This window comes from Candidatus Dactylopiibacterium carminicum, from assembly GCF_014736495.1.
GTDB lineage: Bacteria > Pseudomonadota > Gammaproteobacteria > Burkholderiales > Rhodocyclaceae > Uliginosibacterium > Uliginosibacterium carminicum.
This window is the reverse complement of the sequence record NZ_MDUX01000046.1, coordinates 1-23,427: the sequence shown is the minus strand read 5'-3', so window position 1 is coordinate 23,427 and position 23,427 is coordinate 1. Positions and strand designations below refer to the sequence as shown.

22 protein-coding genes and 1 pseudogene are annotated in these 23,427 nt (G+C 63.7%); 12 read left to right on the top strand and 11 right to left on the bottom strand.

Features of this window, described 5'->3' with window-relative positions; all coding sequences use genetic code 11:
- Positions 1-44: 44 nt before the first annotated feature.
- From BGI27_RS12940 to glyA, 4 genes are all read right to left on the bottom strand, one after another.
- Positions 45-2,279 (bottom strand): nitric-oxide reductase large subunit, encoded by a 2,235-nt coding sequence (locus BGI27_RS12940; RefSeq protein ID WP_095525273.1) that lies wholly within the window; start codon positions 2,277-2,279, stop codon positions 45-47.
- Positions 2,280-2,443: 164 nt separating this feature from the next.
- Complete coding sequence (gene ribD, locus BGI27_RS12935; protein WP_263406618.1) at positions 2,444-3,535, bottom strand: bifunctional diaminohydroxyphosphoribosylaminopyrimidine deaminase/5-amino-6-(5-phosphoribosylamino)uracil reductase RibD; 1,092 nt, start codon at positions 3,533-3,535, stop codon at positions 2,444-2,446.
- A 1-nt stretch (position 3,536) separates the two neighbouring features.
- Positions 3,537-4,013: a transcriptional regulator NrdR gene (gene nrdR, locus BGI27_RS12930; protein WP_095525272.1), complete on the bottom strand. Its 477-nt coding sequence runs from the start codon at positions 4,011-4,013 to the stop codon at positions 3,537-3,539.
- A gap of 116 nt (positions 4,014-4,129) precedes the next feature.
- Positions 4,130-5,377 (bottom strand): serine hydroxymethyltransferase, encoded by a 1,248-nt coding sequence (glyA, locus tag BGI27_RS12925; RefSeq protein WP_095525271.1) that lies wholly within the window; start codon positions 5,375-5,377, stop codon positions 4,130-4,132.
- 255 nt (positions 5,378-5,632) lie between these two features.
- Between glyA and BGI27_RS12920 the strand changes: the two genes are divergently transcribed.
- Positions 5,633-6,079: a ProQ/FINO family protein gene (locus tag BGI27_RS12920; protein ID WP_095525270.1), complete on the top strand. Its 447-nt coding sequence runs from the start codon at positions 5,633-5,635 to the stop codon at positions 6,077-6,079.
- Between the two features lie 110 nt (positions 6,080-6,189).
- Here BGI27_RS12920 and hpxZ read toward each other — a convergent pair whose 3' ends face one another.
- The 4 genes and pseudogenes from hpxZ to BGI27_RS12900 all read right to left on the bottom strand — a co-directional run bounded on the left by hpxZ (position 6,190) and on the right by BGI27_RS12900 (position 9,282).
- Complete coding sequence (gene hpxZ / locus BGI27_RS12915) at positions 6,190-6,570, bottom strand: oxalurate catabolism protein HpxZ (RefSeq protein ID WP_095525281.1); 381 nt, start codon at positions 6,568-6,570, stop codon at positions 6,190-6,192.
- Between the two features lie 2 nt (positions 6,571-6,572).
- Positions 6,573-7,343: an ABC transporter ATP-binding protein gene (locus BGI27_RS12910; protein WP_223871791.1), complete on the bottom strand. Its 771-nt coding sequence runs from the start codon at positions 7,341-7,343 to the stop codon at positions 6,573-6,575.
- Positions 7,344-7,365: 22 nt separating this feature from the next.
- Positions 7,366-7,740, bottom strand: a pseudogene (locus tag BGI27_RS18900) (ABC transporter permease subunit); the annotation flags it as partial.
- 354 nt (positions 7,741-8,094) lie between these two features.
- The gene (locus BGI27_RS12900; protein ID WP_095525269.1) at positions 8,095-9,282 is read right to left on the bottom strand and encodes an ABC transporter substrate-binding protein; all 1,188 of its coding nucleotides are present in this window, start codon (positions 9,280-9,282) and stop codon (positions 8,095-8,097) included.
- 213 nt (positions 9,283-9,495) lie between these two features.
- Here BGI27_RS12900 and BGI27_RS12895 point away from each other — a divergent pair, with 213 nt between their 5' ends.
- The 4 genes from BGI27_RS12895 (at position 9,496) to BGI27_RS12880 (ending at position 13,054) form a co-directional block, all read left to right on the top strand.
- Positions 9,496-9,954, top strand: a complete 459-nt coding sequence (locus tag BGI27_RS12895) for a hypothetical protein (protein ID WP_095525268.1) — start codon at positions 9,496-9,498, stop codon at positions 9,952-9,954.
- Entirely contained in the window at positions 9,951-10,853 is a 903-nt protein-coding gene (locus tag BGI27_RS12890) for a polysaccharide deacetylase family protein (protein ID WP_095525267.1), read from the top strand. The genes BGI27_RS12895 and BGI27_RS12890 overlap by 4 nt, the downstream gene beginning before the upstream one ends.
- 7 nt (positions 10,854-10,860) lie before the next feature.
- Complete coding sequence (locus BGI27_RS12885) at positions 10,861-12,066, top strand: amidase (RefSeq protein ID WP_095525266.1); 1,206 nt, start codon at positions 10,861-10,863, stop codon at positions 12,064-12,066.
- A 250-nt stretch (positions 12,067-12,316) separates the two neighbouring features.
- A complete protein-coding gene (locus BGI27_RS12880) occupies positions 12,317-13,054 on the top strand; it encodes a GntR family transcriptional regulator (protein WP_170943039.1) in 738 nt (245 codons plus the stop codon).
- A 66-nt stretch (positions 13,055-13,120) separates the two neighbouring features.
- Here the strand turns inward: BGI27_RS12880 and BGI27_RS12875 are convergent, their stop codons facing one another.
- Both BGI27_RS12875 and BGI27_RS12870 read right to left on the bottom strand, forming a co-directional pair.
- Positions 13,121-13,597 (bottom strand): DUF5680 domain-containing protein, encoded by a 477-nt coding sequence (locus tag BGI27_RS12875; protein ID WP_095525265.1) that lies wholly within the window; start codon positions 13,595-13,597, stop codon positions 13,121-13,123.
- A 91-nt stretch (positions 13,598-13,688) separates the two neighbouring features.
- Positions 13,689-14,408 (bottom strand): SDR family NAD(P)-dependent oxidoreductase, encoded by a 720-nt coding sequence (locus BGI27_RS12870; protein ID WP_095525279.1) that lies wholly within the window; start codon positions 14,406-14,408, stop codon positions 13,689-13,691.
- A 342-nt stretch (positions 14,409-14,750) separates the two neighbouring features.
- Between BGI27_RS12870 and BGI27_RS12865 the strand changes: the two genes are divergently transcribed.
- The 5 genes from BGI27_RS12865 (at position 14,751) to BGI27_RS12845 (ending at position 21,205) form a co-directional block, all read left to right on the top strand.
- Positions 14,751-17,171, top strand: coding sequence for a HAMP domain-containing protein (locus BGI27_RS12865; protein ID WP_095525264.1), 2,421 nt, complete (start codon positions 14,751-14,753; stop codon positions 17,169-17,171).
- A gap of 202 nt (positions 17,172-17,373) precedes the next feature.
- Entirely contained in the window at positions 17,374-17,739 is a 366-nt protein-coding gene (locus tag BGI27_RS12860; RefSeq protein WP_095525263.1) for a response regulator, read from the top strand.
- A 196-nt stretch (positions 17,740-17,935) separates the two neighbouring features.
- Positions 17,936-18,736, top strand: coding sequence for a methyl-accepting chemotaxis protein (locus BGI27_RS18700; protein ID WP_095525262.1), 801 nt, complete (start codon positions 17,936-17,938; stop codon positions 18,734-18,736).
- Positions 18,724-19,299, top strand: coding sequence for a hypothetical protein (locus BGI27_RS12850; RefSeq protein WP_095525261.1), 576 nt, complete (start codon positions 18,724-18,726; stop codon positions 19,297-19,299). The genes BGI27_RS18700 and BGI27_RS12850 overlap by 13 nt, the downstream gene beginning before the upstream one ends.
- A 622-nt stretch (positions 19,300-19,921) precedes the next feature.
- Positions 19,922-21,205, top strand: coding sequence for an MFS transporter (locus BGI27_RS12845; protein ID WP_095525260.1), 1,284 nt, complete (start codon positions 19,922-19,924; stop codon positions 21,203-21,205).
- 66 nt (positions 21,206-21,271) lie between these two features.
- Here the strand turns inward: BGI27_RS12845 and BGI27_RS12840 are convergent, their stop codons facing one another.
- Complete coding sequence (locus tag BGI27_RS12840) at positions 21,272-22,267, bottom strand: LysR family transcriptional regulator (RefSeq protein ID WP_095525259.1); 996 nt, start codon at positions 22,265-22,267, stop codon at positions 21,272-21,274.
- Positions 22,268-22,451: 184 nt separating this feature from the next.
- On the opposite strand from BGI27_RS12840, the gene BGI27_RS18530 reads away from it, so the two are divergent.
- Together BGI27_RS18530 and BGI27_RS12835 are read left to right on the top strand one after the other, a co-directional pair.
- A complete protein-coding gene (locus BGI27_RS18530) occupies positions 22,452-22,775 on the top strand; it encodes a LysE family translocator (RefSeq protein WP_263406617.1) in 324 nt (107 codons plus the stop codon).
- On the top strand, positions 22,717-23,406 hold the full coding sequence (locus tag BGI27_RS12835) for a LysE family translocator (protein ID WP_263406616.1): 690 nt from the start codon (positions 22,717-22,719) through the stop codon (positions 23,404-23,406). The genes BGI27_RS18530 and BGI27_RS12835 overlap by 59 nt, the downstream gene beginning before the upstream one ends.
- Positions 23,407-23,427: the final 21 nt, after the last annotated feature.

The following is a 23,427-nucleotide window of genomic DNA, read 5'->3' as shown; positions in this document are numbered from 1 at the left end:
CGCGCAATCCGGGGGCACGCCATGGCGCCGCGCCCCGGATCACCTCATTTACTGGGTTTCAACAGTCGCAACGCGAACCAGGCCAACGCCAGGGCACCCAGCCCGAATACCACGTCGCCCGGCACGCGCAGCCAGACCAGCGCCCGCATCACCTCGGACTGCACGACCTCCACGGATCGCGCGTACCAGAGCCCTTCACTGACGCTTGCCCAAGCCTGATAGATACCCGCGGGCAGCAGCGACATGAACACCATCATCGCCAGACCGACGTTCAGTGCCCAGAACATGATACGCAACCATTTGTCTTGCCAATGCTCGCGCGGCATCAGACCGCGCAGGCAAAACAGCAGCAGACCGATGCCCAGCATGCCATACACCCCGAACAACGCCGCATGACCATGTGCCGGCGTGGTGTTTAGCCCCTGCACGTAATACAGCGAGATCGGCGGATTGATCGCAAAGCCCAGCAGCCCGGCACCCACGGTGTTCCAGAAGCCGACAGCGACGAAGCACAGGATGATCCAACGATAGTGCTGTACCCAGGGCGCGGCCCGAGTACGACGATAAGTACGCCAGCCCTCGAAGCCCACCAGTGCCAGGGGCACCACTTCCAGCGCCGAGAACACCGCACCAATGGCGATCACCGAGGTCGGCGTGCCGGTGAAGTACAGGTGGTGCAGGGTTCCCAGGATGCCGCCGAACAGGAACACGATGGTCTCCATCACGATCGCGGCGTTCGCCGTAGCCGTGCGGATCAGGCCCAGACGCGCGAAGATCAGCGCAATCACAGCAGTGGCGAAGACTTCAAAGAATCCCTCGACCCAGAGATGCACCAGCCACCAGCGCCAGTATTCGATCATCGAATAATGGCTGCGCTGGCCCCACATCAACGAACTGGCGTAGAACGCACCGATGCACGCCGCCGACAGGAACACCATGGCGATCAGACCACGGGATTCCGAAGGCCTTTTCAGCGCCGGCCACAGCGCGCGCGCCATCAGGCCCAGCCAGATCAGCAGCCCGGCAAACAGGCCGTACTGCCAGATGCGCCCCATGCTGGTGTACTCCAGCCCCTGATTGCCAAGCCAGAACGCAAAGCTGCTACCCAGACGCTGCTGCGTACCCACCCAGCCGCAGATGAGCGAACCGACGACGATCAGCACCAGTGCGTAGAACAGCACATTCACGCCCAGCCTCTGGAATCTGGGCTCCTGCCCCGCCAGAGCCGGCGAGATGTACAGGCCGGTCGCTAGCCAGGCCGTGGCAATCCATAGCACCCCCAGTTGGGTATGGATGGTGCGGCTGCTGACGTAAGGCAGCAGTTCGGCCAACGGCAGGCCGAAGAAGGTTTGCCCTTCCACCGCATAGTGCGCGGTCACCACGCCCATGCCGATCTGCAACAGCAGCAGGGCGATCACAATGTAGAAATACTTGGCGGTGGCGCGCATCGACGGCGTGGGCTTGAGGCTGAAAAGCGGATCGCTCTCCGGCACCTTGGCTTCTCCATCCTCCGGCTGCGCGGCATGTACCAGCACCATCACGGCGATCCCCGCGATCAGCAGCACGATGCTGACCATGGACCAGATGCCGTTGCCCGTGGTCGGCGCATTTCCCACCAGAGGCTCGTGCGGCCAGTTGCTGGTGTAGGAAATGTTTTCCTGGCCCGGGCGATCGGCCGCTGCCGACCAGGCGGTCCAGAAGAAGAATGCCGGCAGCGCCTGCAATTCCGCCGGATCCTTGAGCGTGTGCCGCACCATCGCGTACTGCTCGCGCAGACCATCCAATGCCGGTTCATTGCCGAACAGACCGCTGTAGTAAGCAGCCAGCGTCCGTACCACGCCCGTGCGCTCCTTGCTCAGGATGATCGCGCCGGAGGCCGGATCGTAGGTGTTGCGGCGCATCTCAGCCTTCACGCGCGCACTGACCACGGCCTGCCCGTCGGCATCCAGTGCGTCGAAAGGCTTGCCCTGCAGACTCTGCGCAATCGCATCACGCAACCCCAACGCCTCACGGTGCAACCAGTCGGCCGACCAGTCCGGCGCCAGATAGCTGCCGTGCCCCCAGACCGAGCCCAGTTGCTGCCCGCCGGCCGACATCCAGGCCACCTGCCCGTCCATCACCATGCCGGGGCCGAATACTTCCTGCCCGTCTTCGGAAACAACACGCTCTGGCACCGGAGGTGCTGCCAGATAGATTTCGCGCCCGATCCAGCCCAGGGCAGCGAAAGACAACAGAAACACGACGCCCAGCCATTGCCAGAGCCTGCGTGAGGATTTCATGCCGGAATTCTCCATGAGAGGCGGCTGTGGATGACGCCGCATAAGATTCATATTAAGAGAATCTTTTTAAAGATTTAACAAAAATGAATCTTTAAGCAGACAACAAAATGAGGCGTCTGTACGCGAATGGAAGAAAGGAACGTTGCGCGGCCTGAAGGCCGTCTTCAGGCAGTGGCGAAGCGTGCCTGCAAGCGCAGATCGGTGCCCACGGTATCGACGGAATCGACTCGCAGCGCATGCCGCTGCGTCAGGGATTCCAGCAAACCCAGATCGAACAGCCCACGCGCGGCGCTGCCCAGCAGGCTGGGCGCCAGGTAGAGCAGAAGCGCGTCGGCGCAGCCACTGGCGATCAGCGCCCCATTGAGCCGTGCGCCAGCCTCGGTCAGTACTTCGTTGATGCCGCGCGCGCCCATCGCCTGCATCAGGGCAGGCAGATCCACCTGCCCTGCCTCGCCGGGCAGGCTCAGCACCGCCACACCCCGTGCCTCATACGGTGCGAAGCCCGCAGTATCGGTCAGTGCGGTGGCGATCAAGGCATTACCGTCGGCCAGCACGGCTGCGTCCAGCGGCGTGCGCAACTGGCTGTCGACGATCACGCGCAACGGCTGGCGCGGCGTGTCGATGCCACGCACGGTGAGCCTGGGCCTGTCGGTCAGCACCGTACCGATACCGGTGAGGATGACGCAACTGCGCGCGCGCCAGTGGTGGGCATCCGCCCGCGCAGCCTCGCCGGTGATCCACTGGCTCTCCCCATTGGCAAGCGCCGTGCGGCCATCCAGGGAGGCTGCTGCCTTGATGCGCAACCAGGGCCGGCCACGCGTCATGCGCGAAATGAACCCCTCATTCAGGCGCAACGCCTCGGCTTCCAGCACACCACTGCTGACATTGATCCCTGCTTCGCGCAGACGCGCCAGACCGCGTCCGGCGACCAACGGATTGGGATCCTGCATGGCGGCCACCACGCGGCGCACGCCAGCGGCCACCAGCGCCTCACAACACGGCGGCATACGCCCGAAATGGCTGCAGGGCTCCAGCGTGACATAAGCCGTGGCCCCGCGTGCGGCCTCACCCGCCATGCGCAAAGCGTGGACTTCGGCATGTGGCTCGCCGGCCTTGACGTGCCAGCCTTCACCGACGATGCAGCCGTCGTCACGCACGATCACACAGCCCACGCGGGGATTCGGCGTCGTGGTGTAGAGGCCGTGAGCCGCCAGCGCCAGGGCTCGGGCCATGAAATCCCTGTCCTGCGGCAGCATCTCAGTCGGTGCTGCGGCGGGAACGGGAGCGGCCGCTGACTTCGCGGATCGCCTCGGAAAATTCCGCAGCATCCTCGAAATTCCGGTACACCGAGGCGAAGCGGATGTAGGCCACCTTGTCCAGGCGCTTGAGTTCCTGCATCACCAGCTCGCCCAGAGCCTCACTGGGGATCTCGCGGTCGCCCATGGCGAGCAACCGGCCTTCGATGCGATCCAGCGCAGCCTCCACGCGCTCGAACATCACCGGGCGCTTGCGCAGCGCCAGCTTCATGCTGGAGAGCAGCTTGTCGCGTTCGAACTCGACGCGACTGCCGTCACGCTTGACCACCTGCGGCATCTTCAGCTCGATGCGCTCGTAGGTCGTGAAGCGTTTGTCGCAATCGTTGCAACGGCGACGCCGGCGGATGATGTCGCCCTCCTCGTTCTCGCGGGTATCGGTTACCTGCGTGGAAGGCGCGCCGCAGAAGGGGCACTTCATGACACGCGCTCCGCGCGCGTCATGCGTGCCACGTGACGGGCGATAAGCGGGGCGAAGGAACTGTTTGCGTCTGACCTGTCACTCATCACATATCACCTGTCACATTAGGGCGCCGATCAGGCGCCGTAGACCGGGAATTTCCGGCAAAGCGCCGAGACTTCCTCGCGCACACGGGCCTGCACGGCCTCATCGGCCGGTGCATCGAGCACATCGGCGATCAGGTGTGCCACGCGCTCGGCTTCGATCTCGGTGAAGCCGCGCGTGGTGATCGCCGGGCTGCCGATACGGATGCCGGAAGTCACGAAGGGCTTTTCCGGGTCGTTCGGGATGCCGTTCTTGTTGACCGTGATGTGTGCCTTGCCCAGCAGCGCCTCAGCTTCCTTGCCGGTGATCTTCTTGTTGCGCAGATCGACCAGGAAGAGATGGCTCTCGGTACGGCCGGAAACGATGCGCAGGCCACGCTCGGCCAGCACGCGCGCCATTACGCGGGCATTGGCCACAACCTGCTCCTGACACTTCTTGAACTCGGGGCTGGCCGCTTCCTTGAAAGCAACAGCCTTGGCCGCGATCACGTGCATCAGCGGGCCACCCTGCAGGCCGGGGAAGATGGCGGAATTGATGGCCTTCTCATGCTCGGCCTTCATCAGGATCACACCACCACGCGGGCCGCGCAGCGTCTTGTGCGTGGTGGAGGTCACCACATCGGCGTGCGGTACCGGATTCGGGTAGTAACCGGCGGCGATCAGGCCGGCATAGTGCGCCATGTCCACCCAGAAGATCGCGCCGACTTCGCGGGCAATCTTGGCGAAGCGTTCGAAATCGATGCGCAGCGCATAGGCGGAGGCACCGGCGACGATGATCTTCGGCTTGTGCTCGCGGGCCAGCGCTTCCATCTTGTCGTAATCGATCTCTTCCTTCTCGTTGAGACCGTAGGCAACGACGTTGAACCACTTGCCGGACATGTTCAGCGGCATGCCGTGCGTGAGGTGACCACCTTCTGCCAGGCTCATGCCTATGATGGTGTCACCAGGCTTGGCGAAGGCCATCAGCACGGCCTGGTTGGCCTGCGAGCCGGAATTGGGCTGCACGTTGGCCGCATCGGCACCGAACAGCGCCTTCAGGCGGTCGATGGCGATCTGCTCGGCCACATCCACGAACTCACAGCCGCCGTAATAACGCTTGCCCGGGTAACCTTCCGCATACTTGTTGGTCAGCTGCGAGCCCTGCGCTTCCATGACGGCAGCGCTGACGTAGTTTTCGGAAGCGATCAGCTCGATGTGATCTTCCTGACGCTGGTTCTCTTTGGCGATGGCAGCGTACAGTTCTGGGTCGATGCGGGAGAGGGTGTCTTGTCTGGAAAACATGGTGCGAGCCCGTGGGTGGGAACAAAGGATGCATGATAACCCGGCCCTGTCATGGCGGGGAGGCTCGCCTGATGCGTGAACGCTTCATCTGAAGGGCCATCCGGGGGTTTTGTCGCCGAGCAAAAGCGGCAGTGCCGTCGCGGCAGCAACAAGCGTAGGGCATTTTTGTCAGCAGGTCGCCCGCATTCCCCGTGCGCTTGGGTACACTGCGCGCTCTGCTCCGTTTCCGTAATTCCTCGCCTCCATCCGCGTACCATGACTGAAGCCAACACCGCCAGCCCGCAAAAGAACACGCCCAACCCCGCACGTGCCCTGCTGCAGACCCTGCAAGCCGAATTCGCCGTGCTGCGCGAGCACCAGCCGCTGGCCATCGGCATTGACAAACAGATCCTCGCCGCCCGCCCCGACACCGACCGCAAGCTGCTGCGCATCGCGCTGGGCATGCACACCAAGTCGCTGCGCTACCTGAAGACGCTCAAACAGGCCAGCCAGCGCTTCAATCTGGACGGCAGCCCGGCCAGCGAAGTCAGCAGCGAACAGCAGGCCATGGCTGCCGAAGAGCATGCCAAGCGCGAGCAGAAGCGTGCCGAAGTGCACAAGGCTGCCCGCCTCGCACGCGAGAAGGCCGAAAAGGAAGCAGTGGCCGAACGCCGCAAACAGGAAAAACTCGGCCAGTTGCTGGACAAGTTCTCGCGGCATTGAGCCAAGGGCGCCCGGCGGATGCGTGGCATGCGCCGAGCGCCTATCTTTACCTTCAGGGTTACGCGCCATCGCACCGCCAGAGGAGGCGGTGTGCCGGGCACGCCCAATCCTCAATCCATCCAGGAAACGTGTGCCGCCACCACGCGCCAGCCTTCGGGAAGGCGCACCCAGGTCTGCGTCTGGCGGCCGATGCGGACCACGCCTTCACGGGTGAACTCGGTGCAGGCGGTGGCGAAGTCCTCGCCGTAAGTGGTGATCACGGTGTTGCGCAGGCTGCGCATCAGCCCCTTGGCGGGACGCACCGCGCGGAAGGCCCGGATCTGCGCATGCCCGTAGAGGTTTTCGGTAGCCCCGTAACGCACGGTGAGCGGGCTGTCGCAGAACAGCGCATCAAGCACGGCCACGTCATTGCCGGTGAGCGCTGCCTCGTAGCGCGCGAAGGCGGCCTCCACCTCGTCCAGTACGGTCGGCCGGTTGATTTCCATCGCCATGCTCAATGCCCTCCGAGATAAGCCTTGGCCAGTGCCGGATCGGCGGCGATCTCGGCCGCGCTGCCACGCGCGACCACTGCGCCGTTCTCCAGCACATAGGCACGATCCGCCAGGGCCAGCGCCAACGCCGCCATCTGGTCGACCAGCAGCAGGGTCATCTTCTCGCCGCGCAGGCGGTCCAGCACCGCGAACAATTCCTCGATGATCTTCGGTGCCAGCCCCAGCGAGGGTTCGTCCAGCAACAGCACACGCGGTTTGCTCATCAGCGCGCGGGCAATCGCCAGCATCTGCTGCTCGCCGCCCGACAGCAGGCCGGCACGCTGGTGCAGGCGCTCGCGCAGTCTCGGAAAGCGCGTGAGCATTTCCTCCACGCGCCGCTCGCGGTCTTCCGGTTGCAGGAAGGCGCCGAGGCGGATGTTGTCCAGCACCGTGAGCTCGGGGAACACCTGGCGGCCTTCCGGCACCAGTACCAGCCCCAGGCGCACGATCTGCTCGGCGCGCAGGCCGGAAAGCTCCGTGCCGCCCAGATGGATGCCGCCCCGCAGTGGGCGGTGCAAGCCGCTCAGGCTGCGCATCAAGGTGGATTTGCCGGCGCCGTTGGCACCCAGCAGCGCCACCATCTCGCCTTCGCGCACCTGCAAATCCACAGCGTGCAGCACCGGTTCGGCGCCGTAGCCGGTGGTGAGCCCGCCCACGCCCAGCAGTTCGTCCGCGTCGGCCAGCAGGCTGCGCGCCGCGCGTACGCCGCGCCACGAAATGCAGCAGCGCGGCAAGGGCGAGCCCGATCAACGGAATCAGCACCTGCAGCGGATACACGCCGAGCCCGAGTCCCCCCAGTTCGATGGGCATCTGTGCCAGTTCCGAAGGCAGCGAGCGCGGCTCCTTGCCGAAGGAGAACATCACCAGGTTGTCGAGCACGATGCCCAGCGCCACCGTGGACATCAGCCAGGCATCCGAACCGCGGCTGGCAAAAGGCCGCACCGCGATGAATTCGACCACCAACCCGTAGAGCGCACACAGCGCCAGCGCAAGCAGGATTGCGAGCAGGATCGGCCAGCCCAGCCCGCGCGCGAAGGCGAAGGTCAGCACCGCACCGAGCATCATCGAGCTGCCCTGGGCGAAATTCACGGTGCCCGACACCGCGTAGGTCACATGGAAGCCCAGCGCCATGAGGCCATACATGGCGCCCAGGCCGAGGCCGGAGATCAGAGCGGAGAGGATAAGCATGGAAGTCTCTCGGGGTGATCGAAAAGAAAAAAACAGGGACATTCCCCACAAACCCCGGCTATCGGCGGCCGTTCGAGCTGAGCCTGTCGAGGCCCGCTTAGGACCAACGCCCTTCGGCAAGCTCAGGGCGAACGGTGCTGTCCGATACATGCCGGGTTGAAAAATGCGCCAAACCCGCCAATGGGCGTCATCCCGGCGAACACCAGGATCCAGACGGAGGAACGAAAACCCTGGATTCCGGCTTGCGCCGGAATGACGCTGCCATCTCGATTACGCGTGCAAGACGCGAACGCTGCATCACTTGCTGTTCATGCCCACCGGCAGGATGTAATCGCCGTTGAAATAGGCCCACACGTAGTCGTTCTCGTTGAGCGCGTCATGCACCTGCGGCGAGAAGGGATTCACGTAAGTCTTGATCAGGCCTTCATAGCGGTCGATCTTGTAGAAGCCCTGACGCACCGCGTCGCCCTGCGTGGAGCCAGCCTTCTCGATGGCCAGCGCGGCAAGCTGCAGACCGTCGTAGGCATTGGCCACGCCCACCGCCGGGGTAATGTTCTCCACGCCTTTCACGTCAGGATACTTGGTTATCAGCGCCTTGATCACGCGCTTGCCCACCGGCCCCTGCTTGCCGAAGAAGCTATAGGTCTGCACGAAGTGCACACTCTTCGCATTCGGGCCGGCCAGTTCGGTGAAACGGCCGCCCGCCGGGCCCCAATGCGACACCACCGGCACTTTCCAACCCATACGGTCGAGCGACTTCACGACCTGCGCCGACGGGCCCACGTTGCCGACCAGGAACAACACGTCCGCGCCAGCAGCCTTCAGGCGCGAGAGCTGCGGCACCACATCCACCGCGCCATCCTCGAACTTCTCGATGCCGGCAGCCTTGATGCCCTTGGCCTGCAGCGCGGCACTCAGCCCCTTCTCGTTCGATTCGCCCCAGGCGTTGTTCACCAGGATCATCCCCGGCTTGCTGGCGCCGAAAGTCTTCTGCGCATAGGCCAGCATGCCCAGATCCACGATCTCGTCGACGGCCGACACGCGGAAAGGGAAATTCGGATTGGCGCCGTTCTTGGTGATCGGCGTGGCCGCTGCCCAGGGGCCCATGAACGGCACCTTCTCCTGGTTGGCCATCTGCACAATCGCCACCGACACCGGCGAATCCAGGCCGCCGAACAGCACCGCCACCTTTTCCTTGTAGATCAGCTCGCGCGCGGCAGTCACGCCCTTGGCGGGGTTGCCCTCATCATCGCGGCGCACCAGCTGCAACTTGCGCCCGCCCAGCAGGCCGCCCTTGGCGTTCACCTCGTCGATGGCCACGGTAAGGCCGCGCGTGATGGCCTCGCCCGCCAGTGCGGACTGGCCGGAGAGCGCCGTCACCAGCCCGATCTTGATCGGCTCGGCGGCCATCGCACAGGGCAGCGCCAGACTCGCGGCGACCGCCATCGCGGCGGACAGGAAAGTACGTCGGGTAGCAGGAATCATGGGGAAATCTCCAGTCAGTGGTTCAGAAACAGGCGGCAGCCCGCTACATCGGCAATGCAGGAAACGTGCCAGATGTATCCAAACAAATAACAATCATGAACACACCTTGAAAAACAAATTGTCTACAATCTGGCACAGCGCATGCTCACATAACCACACACGCCAAGTCGGCATAAAACCGCACATATTCAGTGCAAAAACTGGAGATCAACCATGAATCCTGCTTCAAAACCGGGCACGGACATCGTTCAACAGGCCGCCGCATTGGTGGAGGAATTCCTGCGCATCATCATGATTCCGGACCCCGAAGGCGCGCGCGTCTTCACAGCGCCGGCGCTGCGCATCCGCTTCACGGGTGGCCGCGAGATGCACGAGCCCGCCGACTGCAGCGCCTTCAATGCCGGCCGCTATGCCTGGGTGAAGAAACGCTTCGAGCGCACCGAGGTGATGGCTGGCGCCAGCGAGGAAGAGGCCGTGGTCTACAACATCGGTACGCTCTATGGCGCCTGGCCGGACGGCACGCCCTTCGAGGGCAACCGCTACGTGGATCGCTACGTGGTGCGCCACAGCCGGATCGTGCAGATGGACGTGTGGAACGACAGCGCGGAATGGATGCTGGTGCGGGCCGGCCTCGCCGCGCCCTGGCCCTCGCCGATGGGAGCCGCGCAATGAGTACCCTGCTCGCCCCGCTGCCGGACAGCGGCCGCTTCGCCTACAGCCCGATCACCCGGCGGGCGGACTACTGCTGGCCCAATGGCGCCAGGCTGGCGGTATATCTCGGTTTCAATCTGGAGCATTTCGCCTTCGGCGAAGGCCTGGGGGCCTGCATCGGCCCGGTCTCACCGCAACCGGACGTGCTCAACTACAGCTGGCGCGAATACGGCAACCGCGTCGGCGCCTGGCGCTGCCTGGCGCTTTTCGACCAGCTCGGGCTGCCCACCGGCGCGCTGATCAACACCGCGCTCTACGACCACTGCCCGGAACTGGTCGCCGCCTTCGCCGCGCGCGGCGACGAGCTGATCGGCCACGGCCATAGCAATGCCGTGCGCCAGGGTGATCTGAGCGAGGCGACGGAACGCGAACTGCTCGCCGCCTGCCGCGCGCGCATCGCCGAATGCAGCGGCACGCCCCCCACCGGCTGGCTTTCCCCGTGGATCTCGGAGAGCCGCGCCACACCGGACCTGCTCGCCGAAACCGGCTACCAATACACGCTGAACTGGTGCCACGACGATCAGCCCATCCTCATGCGCACCCGAGGCGGCCAGCCGCTCTGGGCGGTTCCCTACCCGCAGGAAGTGAATGACATTCCGATGATCATCGCGCGCCAGATGGACGGCAAGGATTTCGCGCAGATGATCGTCGACAACTTCGACGAAATGCGCGAGCAATCACGCCGCCAGCCGCTGGTAATGGGCGTAGCGCTGCATCCCTACCTCGTCGGCCAGCCCTATCGCCTGCGCCATCTGCGCCGCGCGCTCGAACACCTCTGCGCCGCGCCCGACGCCGGCGAAATCTGGATCACCACGCCTGGCGCGATCTGCCGCCATGTCGACACCCTGCAACCCCGCTGAAAACACCATGACCCCGACACTCGCTCCGCTCCCTTTCGAAGACGGCATCCAGGCCTGGGTGCCCCACGGCCGCTTCACCCTGCCCGCCACGGCCAACGGCCCGCTGAACGGCCTGCGCTTTGCCGCCAAGGATCTGTTCGACGTGGCCGGCGTACCCACCGGCGCCGGCAATCCGCACTGGCTCGCCAGCCATCCCGTGCCGACGCGGCACAGCCCGGTGGTGGCGCAACTGCTCGCCGCCGGCGCCACGCTGTGCGGCAAGACGATCACTGACGAACTCGCCTACAGCATCCACGGCGACAACCTGCACTACGGCATGCCGCGCAACAGCGCCGCACCCGAGCGCATCCCCGGCGGCTCCTCCAGCGGCTCGGTGGCCGCCGTGGCCGCGAAACTGGTGGATTTCGCGCTGGGCACCGACACCGGCGGCTCCACGCGTGTGCCCGCCAGCTACTGCGGCGTGTGGGGCATCCGCAGCACGCACGGCCTGCTCTCGCGCGAGGGCCTGGTGCCGCTGCATCCGCGTTTCGACACCGCCACCTGGTTCGCCCACGAGGCCAACAGCTTCGAGCGCGTCGGCCAGGCGCTGCTGCCGGCCACCGACTTCAAGCCGCACCGCGCCATCGCCCTCACCGATGCCTGGGCGCTGGCCGATGCCGACTTCCAGCCCGCCTTGCAACGGGTTTTCCAGTGCGCCGGCGAACTGTTGGGCGCGCAGGATGAGTGCGCCATCACCGCCGAAGGCGGACTTGAGCAATGGCGCCAGACCTACGTGACCGTGGGCGGCTTCGAGGGCTGGCAAGTGCATGGCGACTGGATCACGCGCGAGCAGCCGGTATTCGCACCCGCCATCGCCGCGCGCTGGCAGCACGCAGCCAGCATCACGGCAACACAGGCCGCCACCGCCGAAACCCATGCCCAGGCGATCCGCCAGCAGGTACGCGCGGCACTCGGCGATGACGCCATCGCCATCCTGCCCTCGGCGGCCAGCCTTGCCCCGCTGCGCACCGCCGGTGGCGCGGAGATCGACGACATCCGCGCGCGCACCCTGCGCATCTGCTGTGTCGCCGGGCTGGCCGGGCTGCCGCAGGTCAGCATCCCGCTCGCCAACGCGCAGGGCGTGCCGCTGGGCGTTTCCCTGCTCGGCCCAACCGGCAGCGATCTGGCGCTGATCCGGCTGGCGATCCGGATCAGCGAGAAGCTGAAGGGCTGAAGCCACCTTAGGGCGCCCGTTCATGCTTCGATACCTCAGCACGAACGGGGTTGTGACCATGGCCGTGTGCAAACCGAAGTCCGTTCGCACTGAGAGTTCGAAGTGCGGACGGACTCCGCGCATGACCAGCGTTCCGATCCGTTCATGAGCGATGCATCCACAAGACATGCCGCCCCCGGGCACGACAATCTGTGGCATGCTCCGTCACCCAAAATCCGCGACAGATTGTCGACAATCCCTGACGGACGAAATGGCTACCTCCAGCACACGCAGCAAATCGCGCCCCGACTTCAAGACCGCCTTGCCGGGCCTGAAACAGGGTGACGACATCGAGACCCGGATCTACAACACCGTGTTCGAAAGCGTGATGACGCAGCGCCTCAAGCCTGGCACCAAGCTGCCCGAAGCCTCGCTGTGCGAACTCTTCGACGTCAGCCGCGCCACCGTGCGCAAGGTGCTGCAGCGCCTGGCCCATGACCACATCGTCGAGCTGCGCATCAATCGCGGCGCCGTCGTCGCCGCCCCCACGCCGGAGGAAACCCGGCAGATCTTCGAAGTCCGCCGCCAGCTCGAAGCCTGCATCGTGCGCCTGGCCGCCGCCAAGGCCAGCAAGGCCGACATCGCCAGCCTGCGTGCCCAGCTCAAGCAGGAACACGAAGCCATGCACCGCTTCGCCCAGCCGGAATGGGCGCGACTCGCCAGCGCCTTCCACCTGCGTCTGGCCGAAGTGGCTGACAACGCCGTGCTGCAGCAATATCTGATGGAACTCGTCTCGCGCTGCTCGCTGATCGTCGCGCTCTACGAGCCGCCGGGCAATGCCGCCTGTGAGCACGACGAGCACGCCAGCGTGGTGGATCTGATCGAGAAAGGCGACGCCGAAGGCGCCGTGGCGCTCATGGACCAGCACCTGCGCACGCTGGAGGCCAACGTCTGCGTCGAGCACGAGGCGCCGGACAACAGCCTCGCGCGCATGCTCGGGCTGAACTGAGCGCCAATCGGCGGCCCGGCTGCAGGACGCAATAGCACGCGATACCTACGTCTGACGCAAGCGCGGCTACGCCAGCAATCCTCCGGAAAAATGCAATTCGTAAACAGGAAAACCAGTTCCGGAAATGATCTCGTGGCCTTGGAATGCTCCGAGACAACCCGAGTACTGGCAAACATAGCGGTAACTCCCGACTTCGAATGAAGCCGGGCCACGAACAGGAAATGCTGCAGGCAGTGCCCGTAAGGCAGTGCGAAGGAAGGCATAAATCACCTTCGCTGCTGCCTGTGGCGTGTCGGGTAGCAAACCCCCTGAGTAACTCATGGACCAGACCGGCTTCCCCGAGAGATAAACGATTTCCTGACCAACGAAACGGCACATCCCGACATAGACATCGCGATAGAAGAAATCCCCCTCGGCGAATTCGAGCTGCTTTGAGCCGGGAAGAAGGGGGGCCACCGACGCGGCATCATTTTGCCCTGCGTAAGTGGCCTGCTTCGCAGCCTTCAGAAAACGGGCGAATTCTGACGAGGCGAGCAATGTCATGACTTCTGGATCCTGGGCATCTGCAAACGCTTGAAAGGCATGCGGTCACCCATGTGGCCCTGCAAAGCCTTGGGGGCTGACGCCATGGGTGTCAGACGAACTCGGCCGCGACGAAACGTTCTCCGCCTGTCTGTGCCTCCGCGACGATACGGCGGATCGCGCTGGCGATCTGCGCTGGCTGGCGCAGTGCGCCGTCCCGATGGAGACCATGGAAACGCTCGACGGTGGGAAAGTCGGCGGGGCTGCTCGCACGGATGTCTGCCTGCATGCCGGTGTCCATGATGCCGGGATCAATGATCAGGGCATAAACCGGGTGGGCTTCGCTGGTCTGTTCGAGGGCAAGCGCACGCATGAAATTGTCCAGTCCGGCCTTGGCCGCGCAATACAGAGACCAGCCGGCATATCCCTTGGTGGCTGCGCCCGAAGAAAGACTCACCACGGTCTTCCGCGCCGGAGTTTCCTGAAAGGCACGGATGGCCTCGCTCATGAACAGGATGGCAGCGGTGAAGTTGGCGTTCAGGTTTGCCTGGACTGCGGCCGGATCATTGCGGGAAACAGGCCCCATGGGCGAGAGCATGGCCGCATTGCTGATGATCACGACTTCTTCGAGACCCGCTGTGCTGGCCAGCGGTCTGAGATTTTCCGCGACCTTCCGCGCCACCTGCAGAGGCTCGGCAAAGTCACAGGCCACCGAAAACGGATGCGGAGCGCTACGCGAGAATTCGATGAGGGCGAAGCCTGCTTTTGCATATTGCTGACACAGCGCAGCGCCCAATCCCCGCGATCCACCCGAAATCACCACAAGCTTCATGATCAATTTCCCCTCCAGAAGTAGGGGAATGATTGTATGCGCCATACGCCCGCTCACCCAGCGCAGCCGGCGCCAGACATGCTGACTCGATGGCCTGGGCATCACAGACATAGCCCATGAACATTTCAGCTTCATGACTGAAAACAGGCCCCGAAACAAACACTTGGCGTAAGACAAAAGTCGTACGAACTTCGCGCCACGCCCCTCAAGTGTGCAGCTTCCCCATCCGAGAATGCCCCTCGGCAACGCTTTCTGCCGCGTCATGCGGACGCAACACGGCTGACCGACATTTACCCGGCCACGCAGGCATTTATCACTTCCGGAAACAGGGGTTGATCGCAGATGAAGATCCGTCACCGCATCGCATCGATGGTGATCATGACGCTCGTGGCAATCCTTGCCATCGGCGGCTACGCCATCACCGAATCGCGCGGCAACGCGCAGCATGTGGAATCCGTCACCGATGGCGTGATTCCCACCACCCTGGCCTCGGCGGACCTGGTTTCGCGCGCCAAGGACATCCAGCTCAACATCATGGCGCTGGTCTCGGCGCCCGATGCCGAGATCGCCAGCCAGCTCAAGGAAAAGCTCGCGGCGCAGAAGACGGCGCAGGCCGAGGCTCTGCAGCGTCAGCTGGAGGCCGCCACCGATGACACTCAACGCGGTCTCGTCATTCAGGCGCAGGAAAGCCTGGAGAACTACTTCGCCTCCATCGAGGACACCGCGCAGCTCAAGCTCGCCGGCCAGGCCGCGCTGGCCGAGGCCAATCTCTTCGCCACGGTGGCGGAATACCAGCGCGAATTCGGCCAGATCATCGATACCCTGCGCATCGAGAAGGACCGCAGCAAGGATGCCGCCATCGCCGCGCTACGCCACAGCCTTTCGCGCACAGTCGGAGCCCTCTCGGGGGTGACGGCCGCCGCGCTGCTGCTGCTCTCCTTTGCAGGCGGGCTGCTCTATCGCCAGGTGATCCGGCCGATCGGACACATGCAGGCAGAAATGAGCGCCATCGCCGCCAACCAGGATTTCACCCGCCGCGTACCGGTGACGCGTGAAGACGAGATCGGCCAGTCGATCACCGCCTTCAACAGCATGATCGCCCGCATCGAGGAAAGCTCCGCGCAGCTGCGGCAAAAGACCGCAGACATCCAGAGCATGCTGCAGAACATCCCGCAGGGCATCCTCACCATCGCCAGTCAAGGCCAGGTGCACCACGAATACTCCGCACATCTCGAAAGCATCCTGGAGACGCGCGACATCGCCGGACGCAACATCATGGAGCTGATCTTCGCCAACAGCAATCTCGGCGCCGACAGCCTGGCGCAGGTCGATGCCGCGGTGGCTGCCTGCCTCGGCGAAGACCTGATGAACTTCGAATTCAACCAGCATCTGCTGGTCGGCGAGATCGAGAAGAAGATGCCTTCCGGCGCGCTCAAGGTGCTGGACATCAGCTGGTCGCCAATCACCGACGGGCAGGACAGCATCGTGCGCCTGATGCTGTGCGTGCGCGATGTCACCGAGCTGCGCAAGCTCGCTGCCGAAACCGCCGAGCAGAAGCGCGAGCTGGAGATCATCGGCGAGATCCTCGGCGTGAGCCAGGAGAAGTTCCACGAGTTCATCAGTGGCACGCTGCGCTTCATCGACGACAGCGAGCAGCTCGTCCGCCAGCATCCAGAGCAGGATGCGCAGGCCGTCGCGCAGCTCTTCCGCAACCTGCACACGGTGAAAGGCAACGCCCGCACCTACGCCCTGCAGCACCTCACCGATGTGGTGCACCAGGCCGAGCAGACCTATGAGGCGCTGCGCCAGCCACGCCCCGAGATCGCCTGGGATCAGCAGCAACTGCTGGCCGAGCTGGCCGGCGTGCGCCGTTTCGTGGAGCGCTACGCGCGCATCAACGAACTCAGTCTGGGCCGCAAAGGGCCGGGCCGGCGCGGCGGTGTGGAACGCTACCTGATGGTCGACAAGACGCAGATCCAGGAAACCCTGCAACGCCTCGAAGCGGTGAACATCGCCAACATCCACGAACTCGTGGCCGCGCGCGATGCCATCCACAAGACGCTGCGTCTGCTCGGCACCGAATCGATCCGCGAAACGCTCGCCGGCATCCTTGAATCGCTGCCCGGACTGGCGGAAGAGCTCGGCAAATGCGCCCCGCGTGTGGTGATCGAAGATCATGGCACCGTCATCAAGAATCAGCTCGGCGCCACACTCAAGAACGCCTTCATGCACCTGCTGCGCAATGCGCTGGATCACGGCATCGAGGGCACTGAGGAACGCGTGGCTACCGGCAAGGACCCGGTCGGCCTGATCCGCCTGGAGCTGTGCGTGGCCGACGGCGCGCTGCGCATCCGCCTCGCGGACGACGGCCGTGGTCTGGCGCTCGCCCGCATCCGCGAACGTGCGCAGCAGGCCGGCTTCATCGAGCCCGGGCAGACGCTGAGCGATGAAGCGCTGGCGCAGCAGATCTTCCGCCCCGGCTTCTCCACCACGCAGGCAGTCACCACCGTCTCCGGGAGGGGCGTCGGCATGGACGCGGTGCAGGACTTCATCCGGCGTGAAGGCGGACAGATCGAAATCCGCTTCACCGACGAAGCCGTCGGTGCCGATCACCGCCGCTTCGAAACCCTGATCAGCCTGCCCGAACACTTCGCCGAAAGCGTCGGCCGCAAACCGGAAACCACGCGCGTGGCGGCCACCGAGCCGACACACACGGAGATGCCGGCGGACGAACCCGTACCCGGCATACAACCCGCCGCGTAAAAGGCTTTGCACGCACCACCCGTTGCCATCGATTTTCCCTCGGCAGGCTCAAAGCCTGCCCCGGGCTGGATCCAGGGGCGAACGGTCATGCTTGCGCCAACCCCGTTCGTGCCGAGAGATCGAAGCATGAACGGGTATCAGAACCGAAATTTTGAGCAGCCTCCCGAAACCTGTTTTTATCCCCCGAACAAGGACGACACACATGGCACAAGTACTGGTAGTCGATGATTCGAGCACCGTGCGCAACGAAGTCTGCGGCTTCCTCAAGGATGCCGGCCTTTCCGTGATTCCCGCGCTGGACGGCAAGGACGGGCTGGACAAGCTGCGCGCCAACCCCTCGATCAAGCTCGTTGTGAGCGACGTGAACATGCCCAACATGGATGGCCTCACCATGGCCGAAAAAATCCGTGGTGAGCTGGGCAATCAGGCCGTCAACATCATCATGCTCACCACCGAAAACAGCCCCTCCGTGAAGGAACGCGGCAAGGCTGCCGGCGTCAAGGGCTGGATCGTCAAGCCCTTCAACGGCGCAGCAGTGATCGCCACTCTGAAGAAACTAGCGGGCTGATCCGCGCCCTGCCCCCGACGCCGTCATCAGGATTGCCCTCATTCCGGCGGAAGCCGGAATCCAGCGAATCTGCAGCGCTGTCTGAATCCCGGCCTGCCCTGAGCCTTCCGAAGGGCCAGGATGACACAAGGGTAGCAATCCAACGGCATCGCCCCACCCCGACCCCATCAACATCCGAGTCGAGACCAACCAACAGATGAACGACCTGATCGCCAACCTCGCGCTGTACGGCGCGGGCGCTCTTTCCGGCGCAGCCCTGCTTGCGCTCGGCGCTACTCCCTTCCTGCGCAAGCGCAGGCAACAACACGAAGCACAGCAAGCGCAGATCCAGGCCCTGACAACACGCATCACCGCCGAGGAACTGACTACACGCCTTGCTGCCGTGCGTGACGACGCGGCAACGCGGCAAGACCGGGCCCTTGCGCAACAGCAAGCCGGACACGAACGGGCGCTGGAAGATGCCCGGCGCGAAGCCGAAACCGAAGCGATGGCTCGCGCCGACAATCTGCTGCGCGCCCATGAGGGCGAACTCATCAGCCTGCGCAGGGCACTGCTCGCCGAGCATGAGGCAGTCACGCGGAACATCGAATCCCTGCTCGACATCATGAAGATTGTCGAGCGCTGGCATGACGAGATGCAGGCCATTCTCAGCAACAACGACGAATTGCGCGAACAGAACGCCGAGTTCTCGCGCATCGTCAAACATGTCGTCATCCTCTCTCTGAACGCCTCCATCGAAGCCGCCCGCGCCGGCGAGCACGGTCTGGGCTTTGCCGTGGTGGCCGACGGCGTGCGCGACCTGGCCGACACGGCCTCGCGCTGGGCGCTGCACTACAAGGAAAACCTCGACAAGAACGACTTCATCACCACCACCACCTTTCAGGATATCCAGGCCAGCGGCAGCATGATCCGCACCGCCGTGCTCACTTTGAAGGCCGCCAACGAGCAGATCGGCCGTCGCATCGCCGACCATGGAAGCGCCCCATGCCTGCACTGATCACGCCGCGCACGCTCACCACGCTCGAAGAAGCCTTCCGTCAGGCGCTGCGCGAGATCTCGGGTGCCGGCCAGGCAGCAGCACCAGCCCTGGAACGCCAAACGCTGGAAACCCTGGATGGCAGTGGCGAACGGCGCCTGCTCACGCTCACCCTGTCTTCCTACCTGTTCCGCATCGTGCTGCTTTTCGACTTCCGGCTGGACGCCCCCACGCAGGCCTACTTCGCACGGCTCTTCCGCAACGGCGACGCAAAACTCGCCGAACAGGCCCTGGCTGACGTGCTCTCCGAATACGTCAACATGCTCAGCGGCACTGCAAACCGTCTGCTTTCCACGGAAGCCCTGCGCACCGGCATGTCCACGCCCTTCGCACTGGAAACCCATTGCCGCAGGCACCTGCAAAAGCTCGCCCCGGCCGAATGTCTCGCCTATCGCGTCAAACCTGCCGAAGCCGTCGCCTTCAATCTCATCCTCTGCCTCTGTGTCGCTCCCGAGGCCACACTAGATCTCGCCACGGCGCCACTCGTCGAGGAAGTCGTCGGAGGCGAACTGGAGCTCTTCTGACACGCAATCCGCCCCCAGGGATTCCAGCCCTGGGGGCCTGCTTGCCTTCTTGTGCCTCGCCTCCGGCGCACAGATCAGACCCGGCGGCCTGCTTTGCTCACAAAAATATGTCAGACAATAAAAAGCATGACGAGCGAGGCTTCAAGACCTGACTCAAGTGCAATACAAACCACTGAAAAGCCAGGAAAAACAGAATTTCTGAAGCAATACCCCAGAATGCTCGAAAGCTTTTCTGACTGCTTCTGAAGCCTGCCATCAAAAACAAAAACCATATTCAAAACAATGGCTTTTGATGATTGACGGGCTTGACTCTCGTCAATCCAAAAAACATCCAGGCATCAAATTTTCCTATCCAACAGTCCGAAATCCATGGGCCTGATCCGGGATTTTCAAGCGTGTCTGGCACCTTGCGCACAAACTTGCGGTTTAGCTTCAGCCGCTTAGCAATAGTCAGACAAATTAATCTATCTGATCGTTACTTGTATAACAAATATTTACATTTGTTGCTACTTGTCTAACAAGTCAGGATGATTACCCCAATAGACAAACTTATAGAGCCAGAGTGCAGCACCAAAAACACTGCGAAAACTGGTCTGAAAAATCGTCGAAAGGGATCACTGTTGTGAAGAAAATCAAAGGCCTGCGCTGGTATATGATCGGTCTGGTCACGCTGGGAACCGTGCTGGGCTACCTGACACGCAATTCGATTGCGGTGGCCGTGCCAGAGCTGCAGCACACCATGGAACTGACAACTCAGCAGTACGGCTACATCGTGGCAGCCTATTCCGCCTGCTACACCCTCATGCAACCGGTTGCGGGCTACGTGCTCGATCTGCTCGGCACCCGCCTGGGGTACGGCCTATTCGCCGTGCTGTGGGCCATCTTCTGTATGTCCACGGCCTTTGCCACCAGCTGGCAAGGGCTGGCCTTCGCCCGCGCCGCCGTCGGTGCGGCAGAAGCCGCCATGATCCCGGGCGGTCTGAAAGCCACCTCCGAATGGTTCCCTGCCAAAGAGCGGCCAAAAGCCGTAGGCTGGTTCAATGTCGGCTCGTCCATCGGCGCCATGCTGGCGCCGCCCCTGGTGGTGTGGGCAATCATGATCCACAGCTGGGAGATGGCATTCGTGCTGGTGGGCATCCTGAGCGCGGCCTGGGCTGCACTGTGGCTCTGCAACTACCGCAAGCCCTCGGAGCAGAAACATCTGTCCGAAGAAGAGCGTGATTACATCCTCAGCGGCCAGGAAGCCCGTCTGAAGGATGGCAATGCCAAGAAGGCATCGGTATTCCAGATCCTGGGCAACCGCCAGTTCTGGGGGATCGCCCTGCCCCGTTTCCTCGCCGAACCGGCCTGGGGCACGATGAACGCCTGGATTCCTCTGTTCATGGCCAAGACCTATGGCTTCAACCTGAAGGAAATCGCTCTCTTCGCCTGGATGCCCATGCTGTTCGCCGATCTGGGCTGTGTGCTCGGCGGCTACATGCCGGCCTTCTTCCAGAAGCATTTCGGCGTCACCCTGATCGTCTCCCGTCGTCTGGTGGTCACGCTCGGCGGCGTACTGATGATCGCCCCCGGCCTTATCGGCCTCTTCACCAGCCCCTACATCGCGATTGCCGTGCTCTGTGTGGGCGGTTTCGCTCACCAGGCACTCTCAGGTGCACTGATCACCCTGTCGTCCGACGTGTTCGGCAAGAACGAAGTCGCCACAGCCAACGGCATGACCGGCATGGCCGCCTGGACGGCCTCCACGCTGTTCGCCCTGGTCGTCGGCGCGCTGGCCGACACCCTCGGCTTCGGCCCGCTGTTCTTTGTGCTCGCCTGCTTGGATCTGTGTGCCGTCTTCTGCGTCTGGTTCATCCTGCGTGACCCTGAAGGCCGCACTGCCAGAAAAGCCCCTCAAGCCGCCTGATACTCGCGCTGCCCTGTCTGCTCCGGATCCGTTCCGGGGCAGGCGTCCGCTTGTCGCCAGAGACGTTCAGCCGGCGTAACCCTCCCGGAGGCCCGCCTCTGGCACCTCGTACCCATCTGCCATACCGCCACCCAGTCTGTTCAAGGTCGGCTCGCGGCGCAGGCGCTCTGCCAGGAAATCGATGAACACGCGCAGCTTGGGCGGCAGATGCCGGGTGGGCGGATAGAGGATCCAGGCAGCGCCGGAGTAGTTCGTCCTGAAACTCCAGTCCGGCAGCACCTGCACGATCAGGCCCTGCTGCAACGCATGACGCGCCGTGAAGTAAGGCAGGCTGGCGATGCCGAGGTGCTGCAGCGTGGCATCCAGTCGCACGCCGGTGTGGTTGGCGGCATAACGGCCATGCACCTGCACGGTGATCTGCTTGCTGCCCTGGCGGAATTTCCAGCGGGAATCGCCGGGCTCCTCACCCAGATAGATGCAGTTGTGCTCCTTGAGATCATGCGGATGCGCCGGCGTGCCCTGCTCGGCCAGATAGCGTGGCGTGGCGCACAGCAGATGGTCGATTTCCAGCAGACGCCGGCCCTTCAGCCCCGGTGGCGGCTGATCGGTGATGCGGATGGCAAGGTCGATGTCGCCATCAATGAGGTCGACCGTGCGATCTTCCAGGCGCATCAGTACGTCGACCTTGGGATGGCGCGCGAGGAATTCGGGGATATGCGGATGCAATACGAAGCGCCCCACGGCCTTGGGTACGCTGACGCGAATCAATCCCGCAGGCTCGTCGCTGAGCTGGCCGGAGACATCCAGCGCGGCCTGTGCGGCGGCCACCATTTCCTGGCAGTGCGCCAGCACTTCCTTGCCGCTCTCGCTCAGGCGCAGCTTGCGCGTGGTCCGCTGCAGCAACCTCGTGCCCAGGGCTTTCTCCAGCCGTGCGACGGCACGGCTGATGGCCGAAGGCGTGGAGGCCAGTTGCCGCGCCGCTTCGGAAAAGCTGCCGGTCTCCACCACCCTGGCAAAGACAGCCATTTCGGCCAGCAGGCCCAATGCCAGATTTGTGCTCATGAGGAACAGATCATTTGAGTATTTAGTGGATTATCTCGCCCATGAACACTCAATACAATGGAAAAACCGTATCGCGAAGAGCACAAGTCCATGCCACACACACGCCCCCTGATCCACCGCGGTCATTGTCTGATCGGCGCTTCCGCAGTTGCCCCCGGCGTTTCCCTCTGTGGGAGCCACTGAGATGCTGGCGAGCTACTGGCACGAATTCCTCGGCCTTGCACTGATCCACTTTCTCGCCGTCGTCGCACCGGGGCCGGATTTTGCCGTCACCGTACGGCAGAGCCTGCGCCACGGGACGCGTGCCGGCGCCCTGACCGCACTGGGCATCGGCGCGGGGATCTCGGTACACGTGGCCTATACCCTGCTCGGAGTGAGTGCCCTGATGCACACCAGTGCCTGGGCACTGCTCGCGGCCCGCATCGTCGGCGGCCTCTATCTGATCTATCTTGGCTTCAACTTCCTGCGTGCCCGGCCTGCGCCCCCCCGATCAGGACCCGGCCGATAACACGGATGGCGCTGCGCAGGATTCGCGTGGCGCCTTCCTCACCGGCTTCATGACCAACGCCACCAATCCGAAGGCCACGCTGTTCTTCCTTGCCGCCTTCACCACCGTGGTGAGCGACAGCACGCCGCTGGCGGTGCAGGCGCTGTACGGTCTGTGGATGTGCCTGGTCAACGCCAGCTGGTTCGTACTGGTGAGCCTGGTGTTCTCGCGCGCCACTGTGCGCCAGCGCTTCCTGAAGAGTGGCCACTGGTTCGAACGCGCCATGGGCGTGGTCATTCTCGGCTTCGCTGCGCGCCTGCTGTTCGTGGCGCTGGATTACCCGGGGCGGCTGGAGAGTGGAGTGTGGGAACAGGCGTCATTCCGGCGAACGCCTGCCGCGCCATGGGCCCGTAGCCCGGATACAGTGCAGCGGAATCTGGAGGCTCAGGCACCGTCATCCTCCCGGATTCCGGCCTTCGGCCTGCATCCGGGCAGCGGCCGGCGCCCGTTCATGCTTCGATCCCTCAGCACGAACGGGGTTGCGGCAACGGGCTTGTCTGAACGAAATCCGTTCCGACTCCTTGTATCTTTAAGCCTCGGACCGGCTCGGGTAGCCCGAGCGGCCTCTGGGATGTTTGAAGCCCGTGACTGAGCACTGGGCGCCTGAGCCGGA

What these genes read in the sequence shown, in the direction of transcription:
- BGI27_RS12880 (WP_170943039.1), top strand. Translation starts at nt 12,317, where the DNA reads ATGGCTACCTCCAGCACACGCAGCAAATCGCGCCCCGACTTCAAGACC.
- BGI27_RS12895 (WP_095525268.1), top strand. Translation starts at nt 9,496, where the DNA reads ATGAATCCTGCTTCAAAACCGGGCACGGACATCGTTCAACAGGCCGCC.
- BGI27_RS12875 (WP_095525265.1), bottom strand. Translation starts at nt 13,597, where the DNA reads ATGACATTGCTCGCCTCGTCAGAATTCGCCCGTTTTCTGAAGGCTGCG.
- glyA (WP_095525271.1), bottom strand. Translation starts at nt 5,377, where the DNA reads ATGTTTTCCAGACAAGACACCCTCTCCCGCATCGACCCAGAACTGTAC.
- BGI27_RS18700 (WP_095525262.1), top strand. Translation starts at nt 17,936, where the DNA reads ATGAACGACCTGATCGCCAACCTCGCGCTGTACGGCGCGGGCGCTCTT.
- BGI27_RS12890 (WP_095525267.1), top strand. Translation starts at nt 9,951, where the DNA reads ATGAGTACCCTGCTCGCCCCGCTGCCGGACAGCGGCCGCTTCGCCTAC.
- nrdR (WP_095525272.1), bottom strand. Translation starts at nt 4,013, where the DNA reads ATGAAGTGCCCCTTCTGCGGCGCGCCTTCCACGCAGGTAACCGATACC.
- hpxZ (WP_095525281.1), bottom strand. Translation starts at nt 6,570, where the DNA reads ATGGCGATGGAAATCAACCGGCCGACCGTACTGGACGAGGTGGAGGCC.
- BGI27_RS18530 (WP_263406617.1), top strand. Translation starts at nt 22,452, where the DNA reads ATGCTGGCGAGCTACTGGCACGAATTCCTCGGCCTTGCACTGATCCAC.
- BGI27_RS12870 (WP_095525279.1), bottom strand. Translation starts at nt 14,408, where the DNA reads ATGAAGCTTGTGGTGATTTCGGGTGGATCGCGGGGATTGGGCGCTGCG.
- BGI27_RS12920 (WP_095525270.1), top strand. Translation starts at nt 5,633, where the DNA reads ATGACTGAAGCCAACACCGCCAGCCCGCAAAAGAACACGCCCAACCCC.
- BGI27_RS12900 (WP_095525269.1), bottom strand. Translation starts at nt 9,282, where the DNA reads ATGATTCCTGCTACCCGACGTACTTTCCTGTCCGCCGCGATGGCGGTC.
- BGI27_RS12840 (WP_095525259.1), bottom strand. Translation starts at nt 22,267, where the DNA reads ATGAGCACAAATCTGGCATTGGGCCTGCTGGCCGAAATGGCTGTCTTT.
- BGI27_RS12860 (WP_095525263.1), top strand. Translation starts at nt 17,374, where the DNA reads ATGGCACAAGTACTGGTAGTCGATGATTCGAGCACCGTGCGCAACGAA.
- ribD (WP_263406618.1), bottom strand. Translation starts at nt 3,535, where the DNA reads ATGCTGCCGCAGGACAGGGATTTCATGGCCCGAGCCCTGGCGCTGGCG.
- BGI27_RS12885 (WP_095525266.1), top strand. Translation starts at nt 10,861, where the DNA reads ATGACCCCGACACTCGCTCCGCTCCCTTTCGAAGACGGCATCCAGGCC.
- BGI27_RS12850 (WP_095525261.1), top strand. Translation starts at nt 18,724, where the DNA reads ATGCCTGCACTGATCACGCCGCGCACGCTCACCACGCTCGAAGAAGCC.
- BGI27_RS12865 (WP_095525264.1), top strand. Translation starts at nt 14,751, where the DNA reads ATGAAGATCCGTCACCGCATCGCATCGATGGTGATCATGACGCTCGTG.
- BGI27_RS12940 (WP_095525273.1), bottom strand. Translation starts at nt 2,279, where the DNA reads ATGAAATCCTCACGCAGGCTCTGGCAATGGCTGGGCGTCGTGTTTCTG.